Source organism: Vibrio sp. B1ASS3 (genome assembly GCF_905175355.1).
Taxonomy (GTDB): Bacteria; Pseudomonadota; Gammaproteobacteria; order Enterobacterales; family Vibrionaceae; genus Vibrio; species Vibrio owensii.
Window position 1 is genome coordinate 1,660,272 of record NZ_HG992743.1, and the last position, 20,149, is coordinate 1,680,420.

At 44.7% G+C, this 20,149-nt stretch carries 17 protein-coding genes; 8 read left to right on the forward strand and 9 right to left on the reverse strand.

Features of this window, described 5'->3' with window-relative positions; genetic code table 11:
• Positions 1–46 precede the first annotated feature (46 nt).
• The 8 genes from KJB05_RS25670 to KJB05_RS25705 form a co-directional block, all read right to left on the reverse strand.
• Entirely contained in the window at positions 47–1,387 is a 1,341-nt protein-coding gene (locus KJB05_RS25670; RefSeq protein WP_208444307.1) for an HlyD family type I secretion periplasmic adaptor subunit, read from the reverse strand.
• Positions 1,362–3,080 carry a type I secretion system permease/ATPase gene (locus KJB05_RS25675; RefSeq protein ID WP_208444308.1) on the reverse strand — a complete coding sequence of 573 codons (1,719 nt, stop codon included), beginning with the start codon at positions 3,078–3,080 and terminating at the stop codon, positions 1,362–1,364. Before KJB05_RS25675 ends, KJB05_RS25670 begins: the two co-directional genes overlap by 26 nt.
• A gap of 61 nt (positions 3,081–3,141) precedes the next feature.
• Entirely contained in the window at positions 3,142–3,726 is a 585-nt protein-coding gene (locus KJB05_RS25680; RefSeq protein ID WP_009704923.1) for a calcium-binding protein, read from the reverse strand.
• A 205-nt stretch (positions 3,727–3,931) separates the two neighbouring features.
• Positions 3,932–4,588: a LuxR C-terminal-related transcriptional regulator gene (locus KJB05_RS25685; protein ID WP_032802144.1), complete on the reverse strand. Its 657-nt coding sequence runs from the start codon at positions 4,586–4,588 to the stop codon at positions 3,932–3,934.
• A gap of 230 nt (positions 4,589–4,818) precedes the next feature.
• Positions 4,819–5,487: a LuxR C-terminal-related transcriptional regulator gene (locus KJB05_RS25690; RefSeq protein ID WP_009704925.1), complete on the reverse strand. Its 669-nt coding sequence runs from the start codon at positions 5,485–5,487 to the stop codon at positions 4,819–4,821.
• A gap of 178 nt (positions 5,488–5,665) precedes the next feature.
• Positions 5,666–5,866 (reverse strand): chromosome segregation ATPase, encoded by a 201-nt coding sequence (locus KJB05_RS25695; protein WP_009704926.1) that lies wholly within the window; start codon positions 5,864–5,866, stop codon positions 5,666–5,668.
• A 59-nt stretch (positions 5,867–5,925) separates the two neighbouring features.
• On the reverse strand, positions 5,926–7,842 hold the full coding sequence (locus KJB05_RS25700; RefSeq protein ID WP_208444309.1) for a methyl-accepting chemotaxis protein: 1,917 nt from the start codon (positions 7,840–7,842) through the stop codon (positions 5,926–5,928).
• A 226-nt stretch (positions 7,843–8,068) separates the two neighbouring features.
• Positions 8,069–8,812, reverse strand: coding sequence for a Crp/Fnr family transcriptional regulator (locus tag KJB05_RS25705; protein ID WP_208444310.1), 744 nt, complete (start codon positions 8,810–8,812; stop codon positions 8,069–8,071).
• 113 nt (positions 8,813–8,925) lie between these two features.
• On the opposite strand from KJB05_RS25705, the gene KJB05_RS25710 reads away from it, so the two are divergent.
• The 8 genes from KJB05_RS25710 (at position 8,926) to KJB05_RS25745 (ending at position 17,987) form a co-directional block, all read left to right on the forward strand.
• A complete protein-coding gene (locus KJB05_RS25710; RefSeq protein ID WP_208444311.1) occupies positions 8,926–10,302 on the forward strand; it encodes a hypothetical protein in 1,377 nt (458 codons plus the stop codon).
• An 83-nt stretch (positions 10,303–10,385) separates the two neighbouring features.
• On the forward strand, positions 10,386–11,060 hold the full coding sequence (locus KJB05_RS25715; RefSeq protein ID WP_208444312.1) for a hypothetical protein: 675 nt from the start codon (positions 10,386–10,388) through the stop codon (positions 11,058–11,060).
• A 174-nt stretch (positions 11,061–11,234) separates the two neighbouring features.
• The gene (locus KJB05_RS25720; protein ID WP_005432145.1) at positions 11,235–12,191 is read left to right on the forward strand and encodes a MoxR family ATPase; all 957 of its coding nucleotides are present in this window, start codon (positions 11,235–11,237) and stop codon (positions 12,189–12,191) included.
• A gap of 14 nt (positions 12,192–12,205) precedes the next feature.
• On the forward strand, positions 12,206–13,189 hold the full coding sequence (locus tag KJB05_RS25725; protein ID WP_208444313.1) for a DUF58 domain-containing protein: 984 nt from the start codon (positions 12,206–12,208) through the stop codon (positions 13,187–13,189).
• Positions 13,176–13,652, forward strand: coding sequence for a DUF4381 domain-containing protein (locus tag KJB05_RS25730; protein ID WP_020197346.1), 477 nt, complete (start codon positions 13,176–13,178; stop codon positions 13,650–13,652). Before KJB05_RS25725 ends, KJB05_RS25730 begins: the two co-directional genes overlap by 14 nt.
• Entirely contained in the window at positions 13,645–14,649 is a 1,005-nt protein-coding gene (locus KJB05_RS25735) for a VWA domain-containing protein (protein ID WP_208444314.1), read from the forward strand. The genes KJB05_RS25730 and KJB05_RS25735 overlap by 8 nt, the downstream gene beginning before the upstream one ends.
• Positions 14,642–16,345, forward strand: coding sequence for a VWA domain-containing protein (locus KJB05_RS25740; protein ID WP_213053119.1), 1,704 nt, complete (start codon positions 14,642–14,644; stop codon positions 16,343–16,345). Before KJB05_RS25735 ends, KJB05_RS25740 begins: the two co-directional genes overlap by 8 nt.
• 4 nt (positions 16,346–16,349) lie before the next feature.
• Entirely contained in the window at positions 16,350–17,987 is a 1,638-nt protein-coding gene (locus KJB05_RS25745; protein WP_208446387.1) for a BatD family protein, read from the forward strand.
• Positions 17,988–18,068: 81 nt separating this feature from the next.
• On the opposite strand, the gene KJB05_RS25750 is transcribed toward KJB05_RS25745, so the two are convergent.
• Entirely contained in the window at positions 18,069–20,135 is a 2,067-nt protein-coding gene (locus tag KJB05_RS25750; protein WP_208446386.1) for a GGDEF domain-containing protein, read from the reverse strand.
• Between the last annotated feature and the right edge of the window lie 14 nt (positions 20,136–20,149).

Consider the following 20,149-nt stretch of genomic DNA (forward strand, 5'->3'; position numbering starts at 1 on the left):
TTATTTACGTGCCTTCAATGACAAGATTTCAAACAGAAGTTATCCGTTAGTCTTCTCGGAATGCGCGATTCATACTCTCGGTTAATGGTTTAACAAGGTAACTCAGCGGTGTTCGTGGCTCTGATAGAATTAACACTTCAGCGTTCATACCAGAAGTCAGTCGATGCTTAGCAACGTCCTCTTGAGCCAAAGCAATACGGGCAAGATAAAAGTCATCTTGGTTTTGCTCTGAGAGCTTATCCGCGGAGATAGTTAATACGGTGCCATCGAGAGGTGCTAGCGTTCTTGCATTCAAAGCCGTTAAACGAACTTGAGCATGCTGACCTGGCGTAATCAAATCGATGTCTTGTGGACTCACACGAGCCTCCACCAGCAACTTGTCATCTTGAGGAACGAGCTCAAGCAAGGTTTCCCCCGAGCCAATCACCCCCTTTTCAGTAAACACTTGCATGTTCACTACTCGACCGGAGATTGGAGCGACAATCGCTGTTCTTGCGACGACATCTTTTGCAGAGCCGTATTCCTCTTTGATCGAAACAAGCTCTGTCTTGGTGTTACGCAACTCTTCGACAATTTGATTGAGTCGCTCGAGCTTCAATTCTTCGATTTTTGCTTGGTTTTCATCTAATCGCTTGGCCACGGTCAAAGATTGACGGTCCAATTGGCTGAGTGTGCTGCGAACTTCTGCGGCAAGACGTTTAAGCTGAAGTAGCGCAGACTTTCCTGAAAAGCCTTTTTGCACTAACGCCTGATTACTGGCAATTTCTTCCTCAATGAATTTCAAGCGCTCGCGTTCGATTACTTTCGTTGCATTGAGGTTATCCAATTCCAAATTCGCGCCTGAAATGCTCTGAGCAATGATGTTTAGTTTGCTGTCGAAAAAGCGCTTTCTCGCCTCAAAGATCTTACGTTGTACTGATTTCGCCTCAGCAACAATCTCTGCGTTTTTAATCGTCTCAATATCTTGCGCCCAATTAATCTCAGGCAATTCATCGAGTTCGGCATTCAATCGATTTTCTTTGGCTAGAGTATGAATGTACTGACCACCAAGAGAATCTAATTTTGCATTTGCTTGACGCTTTGAAAGCTGAATAAGTAACTGTCCTTTTTCGACCAAGTCACCTTCTTGAACGTAAAGCTTTTCAATAATGCCACCTTCCAAATGTTGAATCTCTTGCCGCTTACTCAATACAGATAAATCACCGTAAGCGATAGCAGCACTCTCTAGCTTTGAGGTAGCCGCCCAGTAGCCTAATCCGCCCAAGAATAAACTTAACGTCAACACACCAAGTAGAATGGGACCTTTAAGTTTAAGCTCGGCCGTTGGCATAAAACGGAAAACGCTTTCCGCCGTCAGTTTGTTATCGGTTTGCAGTTGATTGCTCATTTCGCACCCTCGGTATATCTGTTCTTTCTTCTCCCATTAAGCGCTTTAACACCTCATCTCTCGCGCCGTACAATTTGAGGCGGCCTTCGGCCAGATACAGTAATCGGTCCATCTGGCGCAACGTACTTGGGTTATGAGCAATCACAATGACAGTGGCTCCTTCCGACTTAAGATGCGCGATTAAACGCTGATATGACGCTTCACCCTCCCCATCAAGGTTCGCGTTGGCTTCATCAAATACAACAACGGATGGATTGCCGTAAACGGCGCGAGCCAGAGCAATACGCTGACGCTCTCCACCGGACAACCCACGTCCATTTTCGCCAATGACAAAATCATAGCCTTTGTTTTTCTTAAGAATGAGCTCGTGACAACCGGCTAACTGGGCAGCTTGAATGACTTTTGCAGGGTCTTCATCTTTAAATCGCGCGATGTTATCTCTAATCGTCCCCGGAAACAGCTCCACTTCTTGTGCGAGGTAACCAAAGTGCGCTCCTCTATCTTCAGAAGCCCAAGAAGAAACCTCCATCCCATCTAGAGTAACCTTACCTGCGAGCGGTTTGATGTTACCGAGAAGCAGTCTTGCAAAGGTCGACTTTCCTGTACCAGAGGGGCCAATGACACCCACGGAGACACCTGGAGGTATTGATAAAGAGATGGATGATAAAACAGGCTCTGTCGCGCCAGGGTGACGATAAGCTAAACCCGTAAATTCAAAATGTCCTTTCGGACGAGGCAGGGGCATGTCCGATTCATCTTGTTTAACGATCCTATCAATTTCCCACAACCGCTTATAAGCATTCCTAGCAGACATCGCGCTGCGCCATGTTCCTATAGCTTGTTCCATTGGCGACAACGCTCTGCTCATCAAAATGGAACTGGCAATCATGGCGCCTGCGGTAATCTCATGCTGGATCACCAACCATGCGCCTCCCCCTAGCAAGCATATTTGCAATGAGCCACGAACAAACTTAGAAAAATTAGCGAGATAGATCGACTTCCCCGCTACCGTCTGCTCTAACAAGTTGGATTCGTTTGCTTTCGCGTGCCACCGCTCTAAGAACGCATTCATCATCCCCATTGCGACAATCGAGTTTGCGTTTTGAGTAGCGATTTCAGCGTGATTGATATGCGAAATTGAGCGAACTTCGCTCTCTTGTAACACCTTTCTTGTCACCAATTCATTGATGATTCCAAGGCTAAACAGAACAATCGAACCGCCTAAAGCAATGTGACCTAAAACAGGATGCAGCAAATAAACGAAAAGGATAAAAACAGGCGTCCAAGGTGCGTCCAACAAAGGATAAGGTGCCTGACTACTTAAAAAACTCTTGATGTTTTGTATATCCCTCAGTACTTGGGATGTGTAGCTTTTACCAGTATGGGGTTGGTATTGGATACTACGCTTGAGCATAAATGCCGACAGTTTTGCATCCAGCCAATAGCCAAATGACTTACTCATTTGCGCACGAGCTATATCTATCAAAGACATAGTGAGTAATGCCGCAAGGACAATAACGGTCAGTAAGAAAAGTGTATCGATTGAATAGGAAGAGATAACGCGGTTGTACACTTGGAGCATGTACAGAGGAATAGCAAGCACTAATAAATTTATGAATAAACTAAAACCAACCAGCAAGCCTATGAGCGTGCATAGTTTTTGTCTAACTTCTTTGAAAACCGTTTGTTGCACGATTATTTCCACATATTTTTATACATTAGGCGCTAGACTCGCTAGCGCCCAAAAAGGTGACTTAGATAATGAATAAGTCGCTGCCGTATGAGTTGATGTCCTCTTGTGTAACACCAAGCAATTTGACCGTCAGATCCGCGCCATCAGTAAAGACAGCATTGCCTTTAGCGTCATAAGTAAAGCTCAGATCAGCATATGATGTTACAGAGTCGCTGATGATATGCAGTGAATCTTCACCAATAGTGAAATCAACGACTTTCGCTTCCCCATGACCGCCAAATTTGTCGGTAAAGATAAACTTGTCTGCGCCACTACCACCAACCATTACATTGTCACCAGAACCCGCAACCAGTAGGTCATCGCCTGTACCACCGTTTAGCTTGTTGTCACCCAGCAAACCGAGCAATAAATCGCTACCTGTACCACCGCCGAGATAGTCGTTACCTGTGCCAGCCATTAGAATGTCGTCACCTGCACCACCAGTTAGACGATCATTTCCCTCACCACCGACAACGAAGTCGTTACCACCGCCACCAACGAAAGAATCGTTGCCACCAAAACCGATAAATACGTCATTGCCACCGTCAAAGTCAGCGACCTGATGGTTATCACCCGCGTCACCATAGTAAGTGTCATTTGTGCTCATTTTATGTCCCTCTTGGCTTTCTATTTGAATAGACCTTTATTTCACGCCTGTTTAACTTCCTACAGACACCGGAAGTCTAATAAACAAAAGCATAGGAACAAGTTTGAATATGGATTGATATTTCAAACTAACAATATTATTAGCACATTAAAAACTGGTACTTTTAGATATAAAAGGCATTTAAAACATAAGGTTAAATCTAGTACTACAGGTTTCTTCTCGCCCAACTAGTGGCTTGCGTTCGGTTTTTGACTTCTATTTTTCGAAATATGTTGTAAAGGTGAGATTTAATAGTATGCTCGCTGATAAATAAAGAGTCGGCAATTTCCATATTTGATCCGCCTTCTTTCAGCATCTGTAAAACTTGAACCTCTCTTCGCGTGAGCTCTACCTCTATAGTTGGATCAATAATATGACTCGCTTCTTTGCCTTTATAATAATTGACAAGTTGATCAAGCAAACGACGCGATAGCCAATTCTCTCCTTCTATAATTGCACTTAAGCCTTGGCATAATTTCTCCATAGAATCACTTGGACCAAAAATACCTTTAACATTGGGCCAAGAAGCTAACTCCGATGTATCCAACTCATGCCCTAAATTGAGCATAATAGTACCTAATACTTTATCGCTATCCTTTAAATAAACTAAAGTATCAGATGGCGTATCTACTGAAAAATCTACCAACAGGAAATATTGTTCTGGAATGAGTTCATGATAGCTTGGATTTTTGCTATCGATAATCGTAATCTTGGTATCTGTGTTTTTTGAAAGCATCTCCTTGAAGTTCTCACTCTGCAGACTTTGTTGAGTGATCATTAGGATTTCAGGTTTTTCTTTATACTGTCCCATAATGTTTCTCATACTTTTATTGACTAAATATTTTAGATTAATAACTAGTTATAAGTATTTGAACTCATATCTAAGTGCTAGCCGATAGAGTAGAGTTATTTGCTACTTTTTTAAATTGCAATTTCGTTAAGATCATAAACAAAAAAAGTGTTTCTCATAAAAGAAACACTTTTTTAGAACGAGATAATTATATTAGATATAAGTCGCAAAGATTATGAAATCGATTGAAATAACCATATTTATTATACGGCAATCGAAAGATCAGACATATTCTCTTTAGCCCAAATTAATGCTTGCACTCTATTTTTCACGTCAATCTTCTTAAAAATATTATGAAGATGTGTTTTTACAGTATTTTCACTCACAAATAACTGTTCTGCGATCTGTTGATTCGAAGCACCCATTGATAAGAAGGTAATTATTTGTTGTTCTCTTTTAGTTAAAATTGCGGGAACGTTCTTATTAAGTGGTCTGCTGTGTCTACGTAGATGAGTAATGTACTGTTGAGAAAACTTGCGGCTAAACCACATGTCACCTTGTAATACTTTACCAATTCCAACTTGAAGAGTGCTTATGTCGTCCGATGTGTAGAATATTCCCGCGAGCGTTTGCCATACAAATAACTCTTCCGTAGAAATAGACTTGTCACAGTTTATCAAGACCTCAATAGTGTCTTTAAATGTAGCTTTCTTAAATTCCATGTAATGAGAGAACACTTCATCGGTAATCACACTGTAGTCCAACACGATTGCTGAGGCGGGATTTTGCAACTCTGCTTGGGCAGCAAGCTTTTCAGGTGCGATTAGACTTACGTTGATGCTGAGCTTCGTTTCGAGCACATCCTTCAATAAAGAGGACTGTAAACTGTCCTCAGTTATTAAGATCACGTTCCTTGTATTTTGATGCTCCATCTTGTTTGCTGCCCTTTAGTTATTTTGATTGAAATAAGCAATAGATTTAGTTAGAGCGGCAGCATTGTCAAGTATGAAAAAAAGTAGTAACAACTAATAACTTATTGATTAGTAAATAATTGCAAGGCATGAGTTAAATGGCGGGTATTAAAAAAGGGAGTATGAAACTCCCTCTTTATTAGTGCACTGGCACCGAACTTTTCTGATTGAACTTACCAAAGTATTGCTCAAGGATTTCTGGTGTCAGCTTTCCTTCAGCCTCTAGCTTTTTAAGCTCTGCTACGATTTCCTGTTGTTCTTCAAGAGATGGCAGCTTTACCTCTGGCTCGTCACCAGCTTCTTGTGAGATCAGTTCTAGTTCTTTTTCGAAATCATTCATAGTACTTACCTAAAATATCGAGTCATTAAACTTGTAAACTAGCCCTATTCTATCCAACTCTACAGCTTGAAGCTACCAACCATCTTATCTAGGCGAGATGACAGCTCTTGTAGGTCTCGGCTTGCGCCAGCCAGTTCTTCTGCTGTTGCTGTTGTCATCTCATTGATAGCGTTAATTTCTTCAATGTTTTGGTTGATAGTGTGAACTACTGTCGATTGCTCTTCTGTCGCTGTCGCAACTTGGGTATTTCTATCTGAAATATCCGCAATACGCTCAGAAATATTCATCAGAACGTCAACCGCTTCGTCAGTAGAAGCAACACCTTCAAACGTCACCGCTTTGCCTGCTTCCATTGCAGTTACTGCATCTTGCGCATCACTTTGAAGTTGGTTAATCATCTTCTGAATCTCTTCGGTCGAATCAGCCGTACGTGACGCTAAGTTACGTACTTCATCCGCTACCACTGCAAAGCCTCGCCCTTGCTCACCTGCGCGTGCTGCTTCGATCGCTGCGTTCAATGCAAGTAAGTTAGTTTGCTCAGAGATATCACGAATCACGTCCAAGATAGAGCCAATGTCTTTGGTTGTAGTTGCCAGTTGCGTCACTACCATGCTGGTCGTCTCTACGTCATCAGCAAGACGACTAATCACTTCCTTCGCTTGCGTTACGACTTGGCGACCGGTCTGCGTGTTGTCAGATGCTTGGTTTGCCGTATCCGCCGCTGTTGCTGCGTTTGAAGCAATCTCGCTGATCGTCGCACCCATTTGGTTAATTGCTGTCACGACTTGGATCGTTTGGTCACGTTGTTCTTGGCTGTTGTCATGAGTCGAAGTCGCTTTGCTAGATACACTATCCGCAGCCTCACTTAACGCACCACTGGTTAGAGACACTTCCTTCATGGTTGCATGGATCTTCTCAATAAAGCCGTTAAAGCCTTTAGAGAGCTGAGCGATTTCATCGTTACCCTTGATTTCAATACGCTGGGCTAAATCACCTTCGCCTTCGCCAAGGTCAGTGAATCGGTCTGCAATTTGGCGAATTGGGTTAGTAATGCTGTTTGCTAAAAGAACGCCCATTGCGATGAAGATCAGCGCCACGATGGCTGTCGTGAACAACATTTTCTCTGCGGTTGCATCAAGATCCGCAAACACTTCATCGACAGGTACAACACCAACAACAAACCAATCCATCGAAGGCACATACAAACTAGACACGAACATGTCCTGGCCTTCAAACTCTGTTGTCACTAGATTGAAGTGACCTTTGTTAAGTAGCTGAGAAGCTTCACGTCCAAACAATTGGCTAATAGAGATTTTGTTTTTGCCTTGCTGACGGTGAATCTGGATATCACCTTTGCTATTGGTTAGAAAAACATAGCCTGTTTTTTCAATCTTAAAGCCGTTCAATAGCGACACCATGTCATCCATTGACTTAGACAGACCTGACATCGATACGCCATTCACATCTTGGTAGTTAGTGAACATTTTCACGTCGCCATTCGCTTCTTGGAAAACACTTACCGACGTGTCTTGACCAGAAGAAGTAAAACCAAAGAACCACGCATCTTGCGAACGATTAAGCTGGCGTAAGAAGCCGTTTTGGTTCCAGTAGTAAGCCGTTTGTCGATTTGCTACGGAAGCGTCGTTCAACTGATATTGGGACTTCACATTGTTAAGCTGTTGAACGAGTTGCGCTTCTATCATTGGGTTGCGTTCTGTCGTCGAGAGCGCTTCAATGACGAATTCGTTCGTGGCAAGTTGCTTTGCCGCTTGCTGCATTTGCACAACTTCACGGTCAATCTCAGTATTGATCTGCTGCAACATTGCAGGTAATTCGATATCGATTAAGCGATGACTTAGCACTTCACGTGCGTGTCGCTGTGCCATGACACCGACAATGATGGTAGAAGCGAGCACGGCAAAAGTAATACCGATGACAACCTTCTGTTTGATACTCAGGGAGTTAAGTTTCAACATATCTGGACCTTTAAAAAGAATCACTCGTTATCTGTATTCTGAACAGGATAAAACTGGATGCATAACAGCTCGCTATGCACGGCTTGAAACTTATATCGGCCTTCCCCTACAAAACTAGAGAAATTTCTCACAAATGTGTGCAATTAAAATGCAATGGAAACTTAAATGTGTGACATAAATCAAACCAAGCTAGAGTTTCTTTCTTTTTATCAAGAACTTAACATCATCAAATGGGCAGTCCGGAGCGAATAAAATCATCCAACTTTTCACCATTAATAATATCGATACGACGATAGCCAATGCTGATGATTCCTTGTTTAGCCAACTGTTGCAGTGAACGACTTAATGTCTGGCGTGAACACCTTGAAAGGTGAGCTAGTTTATCTTGAGTGTATAAAATAGGAGCGTTGTGCCCGTTAGGCGTATTCAATCGACTAACCAATGCAAGCAATTTAGCGACTCGATACTCATTTTTTAGCAACACGGATTCTGTGGTCCACTCCATCAAAAGCCTAAAACGGACGCTGATTTCATGGATAGCGATTTGATAAAGTTGAGGATAACGCGATGCGATATCGCGCATTTTCTTCACTGGTATAGCGATGGTGAGCGTATCAGAAGCAGAGTAAAAATCATGTTTTGTTGGTTGGTCTTCAAAACAGCCTAGCCACGTCAACCAACTTCCTGGACCTAAAATCGCAATGCAGGCCTCTTCCCCATTTGCATTACAACTCACCAGCTCGATATGACCGGACACAACAAGTCGCATGGTATCAACCTTGGTGTGGGCTGAGTTTAGCAAAGTAGGCACTTTATAACTCTCGACTCTAGCTGCGAGTACCATTTCGTCCACTGCCTTTCTATCCAACTCTGCCAACGTCAGATCTGCATGTAGTACTTGGTCAGGAAGCACAGTGGGATCTTCTTGGCTCAATGAATGACTCAAGTGAGATTGTAAGATTTTAGACATTGTTCGAATCCTACCTCTGATACGTTGTTAATTAATTGTTACATAAAGACTAACAATTAATCGAATAAAAATACCAGAGAAAAACCACAAGGTTGTGGGACGAGGATTTAATTATGCTAATGCCATGCGTAACAACTCTAAGCCGATGGATACGTACGACCGCCATCACAGCAATGTATTTTACCATTGCGATTTGGACGACAACTTCTGTTGCGAGCGACACCTTTGAGGGTATTCCCGGAGAAAGAACTTGTTTCTTTCGTTATGGGCCAGTTTCAGCCGATCCTTACATTAACGTTGCCTACCCTGATGCCGCGGTAAAATATTGGGGAGCAGCATTTACCGTACCTAAAGGGGCGAAACTGAAGCTAGAAGGTCAATTTCCCCATGCTCGATACATGTCACTGATTAGCTATGATGATCGAGGAAGGCCGGTTCAATCTCTTCCAGATTACATGATTAAGCCAAGCCAAAGTAACGTGAACCCTTTTCGTGAAGGAAGTCAAAGGGACAGCGTTTTCAGAAACTATGCTGTAAATGTGCTCGATTACGAACCCAAAGACGATTACACCGCAGGACAAATTCGTGAGGGAGTAGAATCAGACCAACTGCATGCACCAAAGTCTTCTGCGAATCAGCAAGTGTTGATTTATCGAATTTACGCCAAAGACGAAAATAGCGATGGAACCGCAAACGTATCCTTACCTAAACCCATCCTAACCCTTGCCTCTGGTAAAGAGCTGCGTGGTTCTGAAGCGTGCGCAGCTTTGAATAGTGCCCAACCCTTAAAGGCACAACTCAACGCCCTTGGAATACCTGTCGAGAAATATCATAAACTGGTCACCCAACCAAATAAGCCAGCAGGATTCCCCGCGACGAACCCTTCTACTTGGCATATTCAGTTAGATCGTCAGAGCTTGCTTGGCATCTACACGGGGAAGATCAATCCTGAGGCGCGTCGTAGTTCAGGTGGTTTCTATCCAAACTTAGACAATAACTACATTAGAACCGTAGTGAATCGTAAACATGGTCCTGTGTATGTTTTGCGCGCAAAAGCTCCAATAACCCCGAAAACGTTTCATGGCGATAAACAGATGACTGGAGGTGAATTGCGTTACTGGTCGGTATGTTCGAACAAAGGTTTTGCGGTTACCAAAGTCAACGATTGCCTATACGACGAGCGCATCCCCGTCGACAAAGATGGTTACTATACCATTGCCGTAAGTCGCAAATCAGACAGGCCTCGCAATGCTTTTACTCAATGTGGTATTGGTTGGCTTCCAATGGCTGATGATGGAGATGGGATTGTAGATAAAGATGCATCAATCGTTCAAATTCGTCATATGCTTGCCTCACCTAAATTCGAGCATGCCATTCAAAATATCCAACAAGACAAAGACATCGCCTCCGTGATGCGCGAGTACTACCCGAGAACATTCTATACCACCACTAACAACTTTGAACTGATGTTCCCTTGTAATCAAAGCTAGTTACTCCACTCGCTTTATTCCTATGGCAGGTATCCCCCTCCCTGCCATTCCTAATTCAAATACAGACTGATATCGAGGTAGCCATGACTCTTAAGCTACTGTGTTTGCTGTTGTTCGTTTTTCTCGTCGCAACAGTGTACGCATCACCAACCTCTCACTCTGAAAGTAATACGGAACTGGACGACCCTACTGCACTCAGTTCATTTGTCGGGCTCCGTTCTGGTAGCAATGGATACGGTGCCATTGGCCAACTGAGTTTCCATCATCCTGATAGCGCATTTGGTCATAACAGTTTCCTTCAATTTAAAGACGACTTTGAAACCGTGCATTTACGCCACTTCTCTATTTATAAACCAACAGGGACAGGTTTGTTTGTCGATGCGCAGCGCAATAATACCAACCCAATTCCTATCAACCGTGCTTCTTTTGGGGCGATTCAAGTTATTCCTGTCACTGAGACATTACGCATTAATCCTGCACTCTTGTATGGTTCAACTTGGACAGACGATAAACGAGCACGACAAAGCCTGTTTCCCGACACACCCATTATTACGCTTTATAGCTTCATTCGCTGGCAAGTAAGCAGTGACTGGTTTGTGAACTTAGTGCCTCAATACACCTACAGTGTTGGAGGCAAAAAAGTACGTTTGTTTGAATTGGTGACTCAAGTTGGCCACAACATCACAGAAGAAGCGACGGTTTCAATAAATGCGGATGAAGATGACAATTTTTGGCTCACACTCAAGCACGCATTGTGAGCTACCGTATGGTTAGAGCGTCCGATACACCGAAGACTACGTCAGAACCTTGTAAAACATAGCAATACCCCAATATTGAAAAGATAAATTACACGGACGTACTGGAACTTTTCCCCTTGAGAAAGTGACCAATACTCAAAACAAGAATCATATGGATACCAGAGAGTCCAAAAAATGCACAAAACAAACTTCGAAACTCTTCAAAGCTACTTAGAGTCTCAGATCATTGGTCAGCATGATCTAGTAAAACAGTTACTTATTGCTCTACTTGCCGATGGGCATATCTTGGTTGAAGGTCCTCCAGGATTGGCTAAGACCCGTGCGGTGAAATCTCTATCGGATTGTGTAGAAGGTGATTTCCACCGAATTCAGTTCACACCAGACCTACTGCCAGCCGATTTGACGGGTACCGATATCTTCCGTCCAGAAACGGGCGAATTTACCTTCCAGTCTGGTCCTATTTTTAACTCACTGATCCTTGCTGATGAGATCAACCGTGCGCCAGCTAAAGTACAAGCCGCGATGCTTGAAGCAATGGCAGAGAAGCAAGTGACAGCAGGACGAAACACATACGCACTCCCAGAGCTATTTTTGGTGATGGCAACTCAAAACCCAATTGAGCAAGAAGGTACTTACCCGCTGCCAGAAGCGCAGCTTGACCGTTTCTTGTTGCACCTTGATGTGGATTATCCAGATGCGGAACACGAGTTGGCTATTTTGCGCATCAACCGTGGTGAGGCAAAAGGCGAAGCGACAATTGAACGTCCAAGCTTGAGCCAAGAAGACATCTTCACCGCACGCAAAGAAGTGCTCAACATTCACATGGCAGATGCGATTGAGCAATACATCGTTCGTCTTGTGATGGCGACTCGACAGCCAAGCGATTACGACTCAGAGCTTGCTAAATGGCTATCTATGGGTGTGAGCCCGCGTGCGACGATCGCCCTTGACCGTTGTGCTCGTGCTCATGCGTGGCTGGCAGGTCGTGACTTCGTTTCACCAGAAGATGTTCAAGCCATGGCTTACCCTGTGCTACGTCACCGTCTGCTGCTTAGCTACCACGCTCAGGCAGAAGGCATTACAGCAAATCAGGTTATCGACAAGCTTCTTAATCTTGTAGGTAGCGCATAACGTAGGTAGGTGACATGTCTGCATCATATGCATTGCCACCTCATGCGAATGGGGTGACATTAACCCTTGAAGAGCTGCTTCAATATCGCACTCAATCGGTTCGTTGGTTGCCACCAGCCCAGAGTATTTGGTCTCAAATGAGCGGTAACCATACCAGTCGTCAAAAAGGGCGCGGTATGGACTTCATGGAAGTGCGCCAATACCAAGCGGGTGATGACATTCGCAGCATCGATTGGCGAGTCACGGCTCGAACGGGAAAAGCACACACCAAGTTGTTTGCTGAAGACAAAGAGCAAGCGGTGATCTTATACATCGACTTGAGCCCAAGCATGCACTTTGGATCGCAATATGTATTGAAGTCGGTTCAACTGGCGCATTTCGCTAGCGTCTTGATTTGGCTGACATTAGCCAAGAAAGACCGCATCGGCGCGGTGATAGATGATGGTTCCCAGTGTATTGAGTTCCGCCCTTCTTCTCTTCAAAAGCAAGGGCTGAGAATCCTTGACGCGATAGTGAATACTCACAACCAATTGCTTACGAATCAACAAGCTGACAGCACACGTACGCTGCCTTACATGAACGCAATTGAAACGCTACACAACCTAACGCCGAAAGGCAGTGAACTCATTCTGCTGAGCGACTTTGCTCAAGTGGAAGAGAAAGAGCTGGTTCAATTGCGTCGATTAAAGCAACACAACAGCGTTCGTGCAGTGCAGTTTTATGATCCTCTTGAGCGAGGCGAAACTGACTTCCGAGGTCAAGCGAAAGCATCCGATGGCCATCGAAGTCAGTGGTTCAACTTCGGATCTAAAGGGGAACGTCAAGAATTGGAGTCTCACTTCGTTAAGCATCAACAAGCCATTAAACAGCAGTGTCATTCAATGGCAATTCCATTTAACAGTCTGTCGAGCGGGTTACCGCTGGTTCAGCAGTTAAGCAAATCAAAGCAACAACATACAAATCATTCAAGCAGTAGTAATAATAATGACAACGAATAATCAAAGCCTAAACCTTGAACCTTTAATCCTACCGAATGCACCTGATTGGTTCCCACTTGCTTGGGGATGGTGGGCTGTTCTGGGCGGTGTAGTTCTCTCCATCTTAATCGTCGTACTGTACTTAAGATGGCGTACAAAGCGTCTTGTTGCTAAGAAGACCGCATTGAAATTATTGACCAACCCGATCACACCACACACACCGTCTTCTGCATTAGAGGTTCTTCGTCAAGCGGCTTTGAGTTACTTCCCTCGTGAAGAAATCGCGCCATTAACAGGTTCTGCTTGGTACGAGTTTCTTGATAGCTACACCAAAGAAACTCGATTTGTCGATAAACAACAACAGTGGCAAGCGGCGCTGTATCAAAAGTCTGGTCAAGAACAGCATCAAGCCTTAATTGATGATTGCGCTTTCTGGATTGAAACCGCATTGCCACCAAAGAAAAAGGCAAAAACTCGTGACTGAGGCAACTCTCGTTTCGGGCCTCTCTCAGTGGTTGAACATTGAGTTCGTCTGGTGGTGGGCACTATTGTTACTGCCCCTACCTTGGCTGATTTATAAGTTCTTCCCTGAAGAGACTCAGCAAGCTGAAATTAAGCTGGCGTACCTGCCAGACAACAAACACAGCAACAAACCAAAACAGGTCGTACAAAAATTCCTGTCTATTGGCGTATGGGCTCTGTTGGTTGTCGCTTGTGCTCGCCCGGTTTGGTACGGCGATCCGGTTGAGTTCCAACCGAAATACCGTGACATGATGTTAGTGGTCGACTTATCTGGCTCTATGCAGAAAGAAGACATGAATGACAACGGTGAATACATAGACCGTCTAACCGCCGTCAAAAGAGTCTTATCTGATTTCGTAGAAAAACGCCAAGGCGACCGATTAGGTGTGGTTCTATTTGGTGATCATGCATATCTACAAACACCGCTAACCGCTGACCGTAAAACCGTGATGCAACAGATCAATCAAACCGTCATTGGCTTGGTTGGTCAGCGCACCGCGATTGGTGATGGTATAGGCTTAGGCACCAAAACCTTTGTAGACAGTGACGCACCACAACGCGTGATGATCTTGCTCAGTGATGGTAGCAATACTGCTGGTGTACTTGATCCGCTTGAAGCCGCTGAAATCGCTAAAAAGTACAACGCAACCATCTACACCGTAGGTGTGGGCGCAGGTGAAATGATGGTGAAAGACTTCTTCATGACTCGCAAAGTCAATACCGCCTCAGACCTTGATGAGCAAACGCTGACCAAGATTGCAGAGATGACAGGTGGTAAGTACTTCCGAGCGCGTGATGCTAAAGAACTTGAAACGATCTACGACACCATTAATCAACTAGAACCAGTTTCAAGCGATACGCAAACTTGGCGTCCTCAGTCGGAATGGTTCCCTTACCCACTAGGTGCTGCCCTTGTGCTTTCCGTGTTCCTGTTTGTTCTAAGGAGAAAACATGGCTGAGTTTACTTTCCTAAATCCGTATTGGTTGTTGGGTTTGCTCGTCATTCCTGTCGTCCTTGCAATTAACAGCCAATACAGAACCAAAAAGTCATCATTGATTGCGCCTCATTTAGCCAAAATGCTTGGTCATTCAGTGAAAACCAAGCACTACTTCGCCATTTGGGGATTAGCATGGGCGATCGCTTGTGTTGCTCTAGCAGGTCCAAGTTGGCAATCCAACACTCGGCCGAGCTTTGAACTAAGCCAAAACCGAGTGTTAGTTCTGGATATGTCGCGCTCTATGTACGCAACGGATGTGAAGCCAAATCGGCTGTCACAAACCCGCTATAAAGCGTTGGATTTATTGCCGAAATGGAAAGAAGGCTCAACAGGTTTGGTCGCGTACGCAGGCGATGCGTATACGTTAAGTCCGCTGACGACGGATTCCAGCACACTCGCTGGCATCATCGAAAACTTGTCTCCTGAGTTAATGCCTTATCAAGGATCCAACTTACCATCAGCGATTGAAACCGCGCTTGGTCAGTTTACTCAAGCGGGTGTAAATAAAGGTGACATCGTCGTGCTGGCAGATGATTTGGATGACTCTGAATTGTCTAGCTCATTAGCGCTATTAAACGGTAAAGACATTCGTGTGTCAGTACTTGCTATCGGCACATCAACTGGCGCACCAATTGCTCTTCCGGATGGTTCTTTAATGAAGAGCCGACAAGGCAACACCGTGGTAGCGAAGACTAACCTGAAAAACTTACAGAAGTTAGCCAAGGATACCGGCGGATTATTTGTGCCAATTCAACACAATAACCGTGATGTTGAGAACATTGCCGCGTTTACCAATAACGCGAGCAACAACCTTGCCGCCAAGCAAAGTGACGACGTAAAAACCGACTCTCGCTTGAACGGTGGTTTCTGGTTGCTACCTCTGCTGTTGATTCCTGCAGCCCTACTCTTCCGACGCGGCATGATTTGGGTACTGGTCGCGGCCGTATTACCGATGAGTTGGACACCGAAAGCAGAAGCAAATGCGTTCTTGAATCAAAACCAACAAGGCGAACAGCTTTATCAACAAGGTGAATACGAAAAAGCCCAAAGTACCTTTACTGATCCTAACTGGAAAGGCGCAGCAAGCTACCAAGTTGGGGATTACGAAAGTGCGATAGAAGCATTCTCCAATAATCCAAGCCTTGATGGCCGTTACAACTTGGCAAACGCACTTGCTAAGAACGGACAGCTTGAGGATGCGGCGGAGCTCTATAAAAACGTAATTCAAGAAAAGCCTGACTTTGAAGCTGCGAAAAAGAACCTGTCGGTTGTAGAGGAGAAACTGAAGCAACAGCAGCAACAGCAGCAACAGCAGCAACAGCAGCAACAGCAGCAACAGCAGCAACAAAAGTCTCAGAGTGATGCTAAACAAGAGCAAGGGCAACAGTCACAAAACCAGCAAGAACCTGAAAATAAACAAGAAAATCAGAAAGCTGAGCGACAAAAAGCTAAACAAGAAGAAGAGAAACAAGGCGAGCAAAAAGGTGAACCTATGCAGGCTCAAGCTCAGCCAGAGAAAACGCCTCAGGACGATCCTGAGTTCCGTCGCTTAGAAGCGGTAGAAAGCGCGCGTGACCCTAGTTTCTTGATTCGAGCTCAAATGCAGCTTCAAGCTCAACAAAAACAACGTCCACAACAATCTAATAAGGAGTGGTAAGTCCATGATGAAAAAAGGCGCAAAACTGGTCTTTGTTCTGATGGCCAGCCTACTGACTAGCTTTTCGGTTTTTGCACAAACCCTACAAGCTAGTGTAAACAAAACTCAGGTGGCGAAGAACGAAGTGATCAACCTAAGGATCATGGCAGATACCGAGCTTGGCTCAGATGCGATTGACTTCGATGCATTGAAACAGGACTTCTTTTTAGGACAACCTCGCTACGGCCGTTCTAGTAACAACATTAACGGCCACAAAACCGTTCGCACAGAATGGAGCATCTCAATTGCACCGATGAAAGAAGGCGTCGTCACCATACCAAGCTTTTCTGCTGATGGGATGAAAACCGAGCCAATCAAGCTGCGTGTGACAAAAGACAAAGGTGAGCCGAATCTAGACGATTTGTTTAGCTTCAACATGAGCTTGGATAGCCATACTTTGTACCCGCAGCAGTCAGCGACACTTCGCATGCAGTTGGCGATCAAAGTCGACCCTCGTCGTTTGGATAACCCACAAGTCGTGCCGCCAAGCATTGATGGGATGAAAATTGAGCCAGCCAGTGACATGAAGCAGGCACAACGCATCATTGATGGCTTGGAAGTGACGGTCGTAGAGCAAGCTTTTCGCATTACAGCTGAGCAACCTGGCACCTACACGCTAAATGGTCCTAAATTGACGGGGTCTTACATCTATGGTGACAGCCTAACTGGCTCAACCAAGATCATGCCAATCAATACTAAAACTGAGCAAATGCCGATTACTGTAAAGCCGATTCCTAAAGACTTTAAAGGTAACTGGCTGCCAGCTTCTGCTTTAGAATTGACGCAAAGCTGGCAAGATGAGCAAGGCAATCCGCTATCAGCAAATGCTGTCAGCACAGTGAAACAAGGATCTTCAATTACTCGTACGATTCGTATTCGAGCTCGTGGTACACAAGCGGAATATCTACCTCGTATTGGTATTGTCTACCCAAGTACACTGCGTGTTTATCCTGAACAACCTCAGTTCGAGACATCGCGTGATGGCACTGTCACCATGACAGTGAAGCAGGTTTTGATTCCCACAGAAGCCGGGGATCTCACCCTGCCGGGCTACAGCCTAAATTGGTGGGACAGTAACCGTGACCAAGCGAGAAAAGCCGACATTTCAGCGTTAAAGCTTAAGGTAGAGAAAAGTGACAGCGGCCTAATCACGCTGCCAGAAAGTGCGTTGCCAGCACAACCAGCGACAACCTCAGCACCTGTGGTTCAAAGTGGTGTGGATACAGTCTGGAAAACACTGACGTTCGTGTTTGGTGCCCTTTGGCTTGTCTCATCAGCAATTGCATTTGGACTTTGGAAAAAGCGCGGAACCGTAAAGCCTGAGAAAGTTGAGACTTCAACGCACGGCTCATCTCTGCAAGATTTGGAGAACATCATCAAACAAGGTGATAACGCCAAGATTGAAAGAGCGGTTAACGACTACTTAAACACCCATCACTTCAACAGTGAATCCGAAGCGGTGAAAGAAGAATTGAATGTGATGAATCAAGCTCGCTTCAGCGCTACTCAGCAAGAATGGAAACCAGACTCTCTGCTAGCTAAGATCAAACAACTCGCTAAAGAGAAGAAGAGTAAGCCTAACCACCAGCTAGAAAAGCTCTAGTCGAAGGCGAGGCGTGATTAATGAAAATGGCAGCTCTTATTGAGCTGCCATTTTTGTATCTATCCGTTCAGTCTCGATGTTTTAAGCGACAATTTGACTTGTCAGCTCACAGGTTCGAACACAGTTTCGACCACTGTTTTTTGCTAGATAGAGTGCTTTATCAGCCAGTTGGTATAAGTGATCAAAATTAAAGTCTTTGCCTTGCGCTTGATAACGCGAGTAACCCACTGAGACAGTAAGAAATTCTCCTTCTGGGTTATGGCAATGTCTTATGCCTTCTTCTTCAATGCATTGGCGAATACATTCAGCTCTCAACCTGACCTCTTCTTGGTTTGACCCAATCATCAACAAAACAAACTCTTCCCCGCCAATTCGGCAAAAAACTTCGTCTTCACTTTTTGTATGATGGTCGAGAATGTTGCCAATACGCATCAACGCAATGTCGCCTTCTAAGTGCCCATAATGATTGTTAAACAGGCCAAAATGGTCAATATCGATAAGAATCAACCCAAACGACATCACTTCGTTGTGCTCAAGAGAGCAGTACTTTTGCATAACGTGTTCTAGCATACGTCGGTTACCCAGTCTCGTTAAGGGGTCGAGCTTAGACAAGACTTCCAATTGCCGATTGGCTTCTTCCAACTCTTTAGTTCTGTTCTGCACTTCGAGCTCTAGATTCTCATTGAGCTCTCTGATTGCCTCTTGCGCTTGTGTACGCTGCAAGACTTCAACCAAGCTAGAAGCAAACATCCGAATCACTTCACGCAGTTGAGAGGTCAAAGGTGCACGAGTTAACAAGTTATCGACCGCGATGAACGCAATTGGCCCACTACTGTTCGACGTCAGCACTGTCATGGCCGCCCAACCAAAGCCGACGATATTGCAATCATGGTAAATAGGAACGGACTCTTCGAACGCCACTTCATTGGGCATGGATTTCGCTAAGTTAATCAAAGAGAAGTCTTGGGTTTCCCCAAAAAAATACGACTCATCAACCACATTGCCTTGAATGTCGGTTCCCCAAGTCCCTTGCATGTAAGAGCAATTTTCATCGGTCAAAAACACCGCCATACGGTCGATACCTAGATTCTTAATGGCAAACGTCACGGCAGATTTGCAAACATCGCTTACCGTTGTACAGCGTGATAACTCAACCATGCTCGAATGCAGCATACGTACGTTTTGTTCTTGGCGTTTGCGAATAAAGATTTGAGAGAAAAGCGAACCGAATGATTCCAGCATCTGTTTTTGATAGGCAGTGACGGGTTTACGGTGGATAAAGTTATCAAGCGCAAACCAACCAAATGGCTCATTTCCATCTCTTAAAATCAGCATCGCATTCCAGCCCTGCCCCACAACTTTGCCAGCGGTATAGATAGGCGCATCCTCTACAATAACGAGGTTACGATCCAAACTGGACAGTGATGCAATGTACTCTTCGCTCAACTGATGAAGGTCATATTGGGTGTGGAATTCATCAATGGTGATGCCATCCTCGTTCGTTCCATAAGTGCCACTGAAACTGCGCTTTTTCATGTCCAGTAACATTAACGTGGAGCGGTCGAAACCTAGGTGCTCTCGGAGTGCTTCCACCGCTTTCAAATAAAGATCTTTCAGAGAATCAGGATTAGAAATATCTAACGCAACCTGCTGAACAAGCTTCATGTTTTCAATAAAACGTTCACGTTGCCCAAGTTCATCGACATACTGCGCTTCTCGCACATCGCGATGCTTCATTTCTAACGAGGCGTGTTTTTCTGCGCGGACACACTGCCAACGCGCCGCTGAGAGTTGCATCGCGTCATAGCTTTCTTCATAAATATTGTGTGCGCTGCGAGCTTGAACGTTTTGGATCAGTAGGTAGGTACGTTTAATCGGTGTGTTGTCGAGCATCATGATATAGCTCTCGCCACCGAGGTCTTGGACATGATTCCAATTGCAAGTATTAATGGCCAGAGGAATGATGCTTTCTGAAGTATCGAATTGGTTAGCCCAATCCCAGAATGCTTCTGGATAATTTTGGAGAGGAAAGAGGTCACCCCGCGAGAATCGAACCGTCCAAGAAGGGTTGGTCAGCGGATCATCAAAGATCGCTATCGCACTGGGGGAAAAATGCTGATCTAGATGTTCGAATATGGCTTCAGCCAATAACCTATGATCCC

Coding starts and splice junctions, on each gene's coding strand:
- KJB05_RS25670 (WP_208444307.1), bottom strand. CDS start 1,387: ATGAGCAATCAACTGCAAACCGATAACAAACTGACGGCGGAAAGCGTT.
- KJB05_RS25680 (WP_009704923.1), bottom strand. CDS start 3,726: ATGAGCACAAATGACACTTACTATGGTGACGCGGGTGATAACCATCAG.
- KJB05_RS25685 (WP_032802144.1), bottom strand. CDS start 4,588: ATGAGAAACATTATGGGACAGTATAAAGAAAAACCTGAAATCCTAATG.
- KJB05_RS25690 (WP_009704925.1), bottom strand. CDS start 5,487: ATGGAGCATCAAAATACAAGGAACGTGATCTTAATAACTGAGGACAGT.
- KJB05_RS25695 (WP_009704926.1), bottom strand. CDS start 5,866: ATGAATGATTTCGAAAAAGAACTAGAACTGATCTCACAAGAAGCTGGT.
- KJB05_RS25700 (WP_208444309.1), bottom strand. CDS start 7,842: ATGTTGAAACTTAACTCCCTGAGTATCAAACAGAAGGTTGTCATCGGT.
- KJB05_RS25705 (WP_208444310.1), bottom strand. CDS start 8,812: ATGTCTAAAATCTTACAATCTCACTTGAGTCATTCATTGAGCCAAGAA.
- KJB05_RS25710 (WP_208444311.1), top strand. CDS start 8,926: ATGCTAATGCCATGCGTAACAACTCTAAGCCGATGGATACGTACGACC.
- KJB05_RS25715 (WP_208444312.1), top strand. CDS start 10,386: ATGACTCTTAAGCTACTGTGTTTGCTGTTGTTCGTTTTTCTCGTCGCA.
- KJB05_RS25720 (WP_005432145.1), top strand. CDS start 11,235: ATGCACAAAACAAACTTCGAAACTCTTCAAAGCTACTTAGAGTCTCAG.
- KJB05_RS25725 (WP_208444313.1), top strand. CDS start 12,206: ATGTCTGCATCATATGCATTGCCACCTCATGCGAATGGGGTGACATTA.
- KJB05_RS25730 (WP_020197346.1), top strand. CDS start 13,176: ATGACAACGAATAATCAAAGCCTAAACCTTGAACCTTTAATCCTACCG.
- KJB05_RS25740 (WP_213053119.1), top strand. CDS start 14,642: ATGGCTGAGTTTACTTTCCTAAATCCGTATTGGTTGTTGGGTTTGCTC.
- KJB05_RS25745 (WP_208446387.1), top strand. CDS start 16,350: ATGATGAAAAAAGGCGCAAAACTGGTCTTTGTTCTGATGGCCAGCCTA.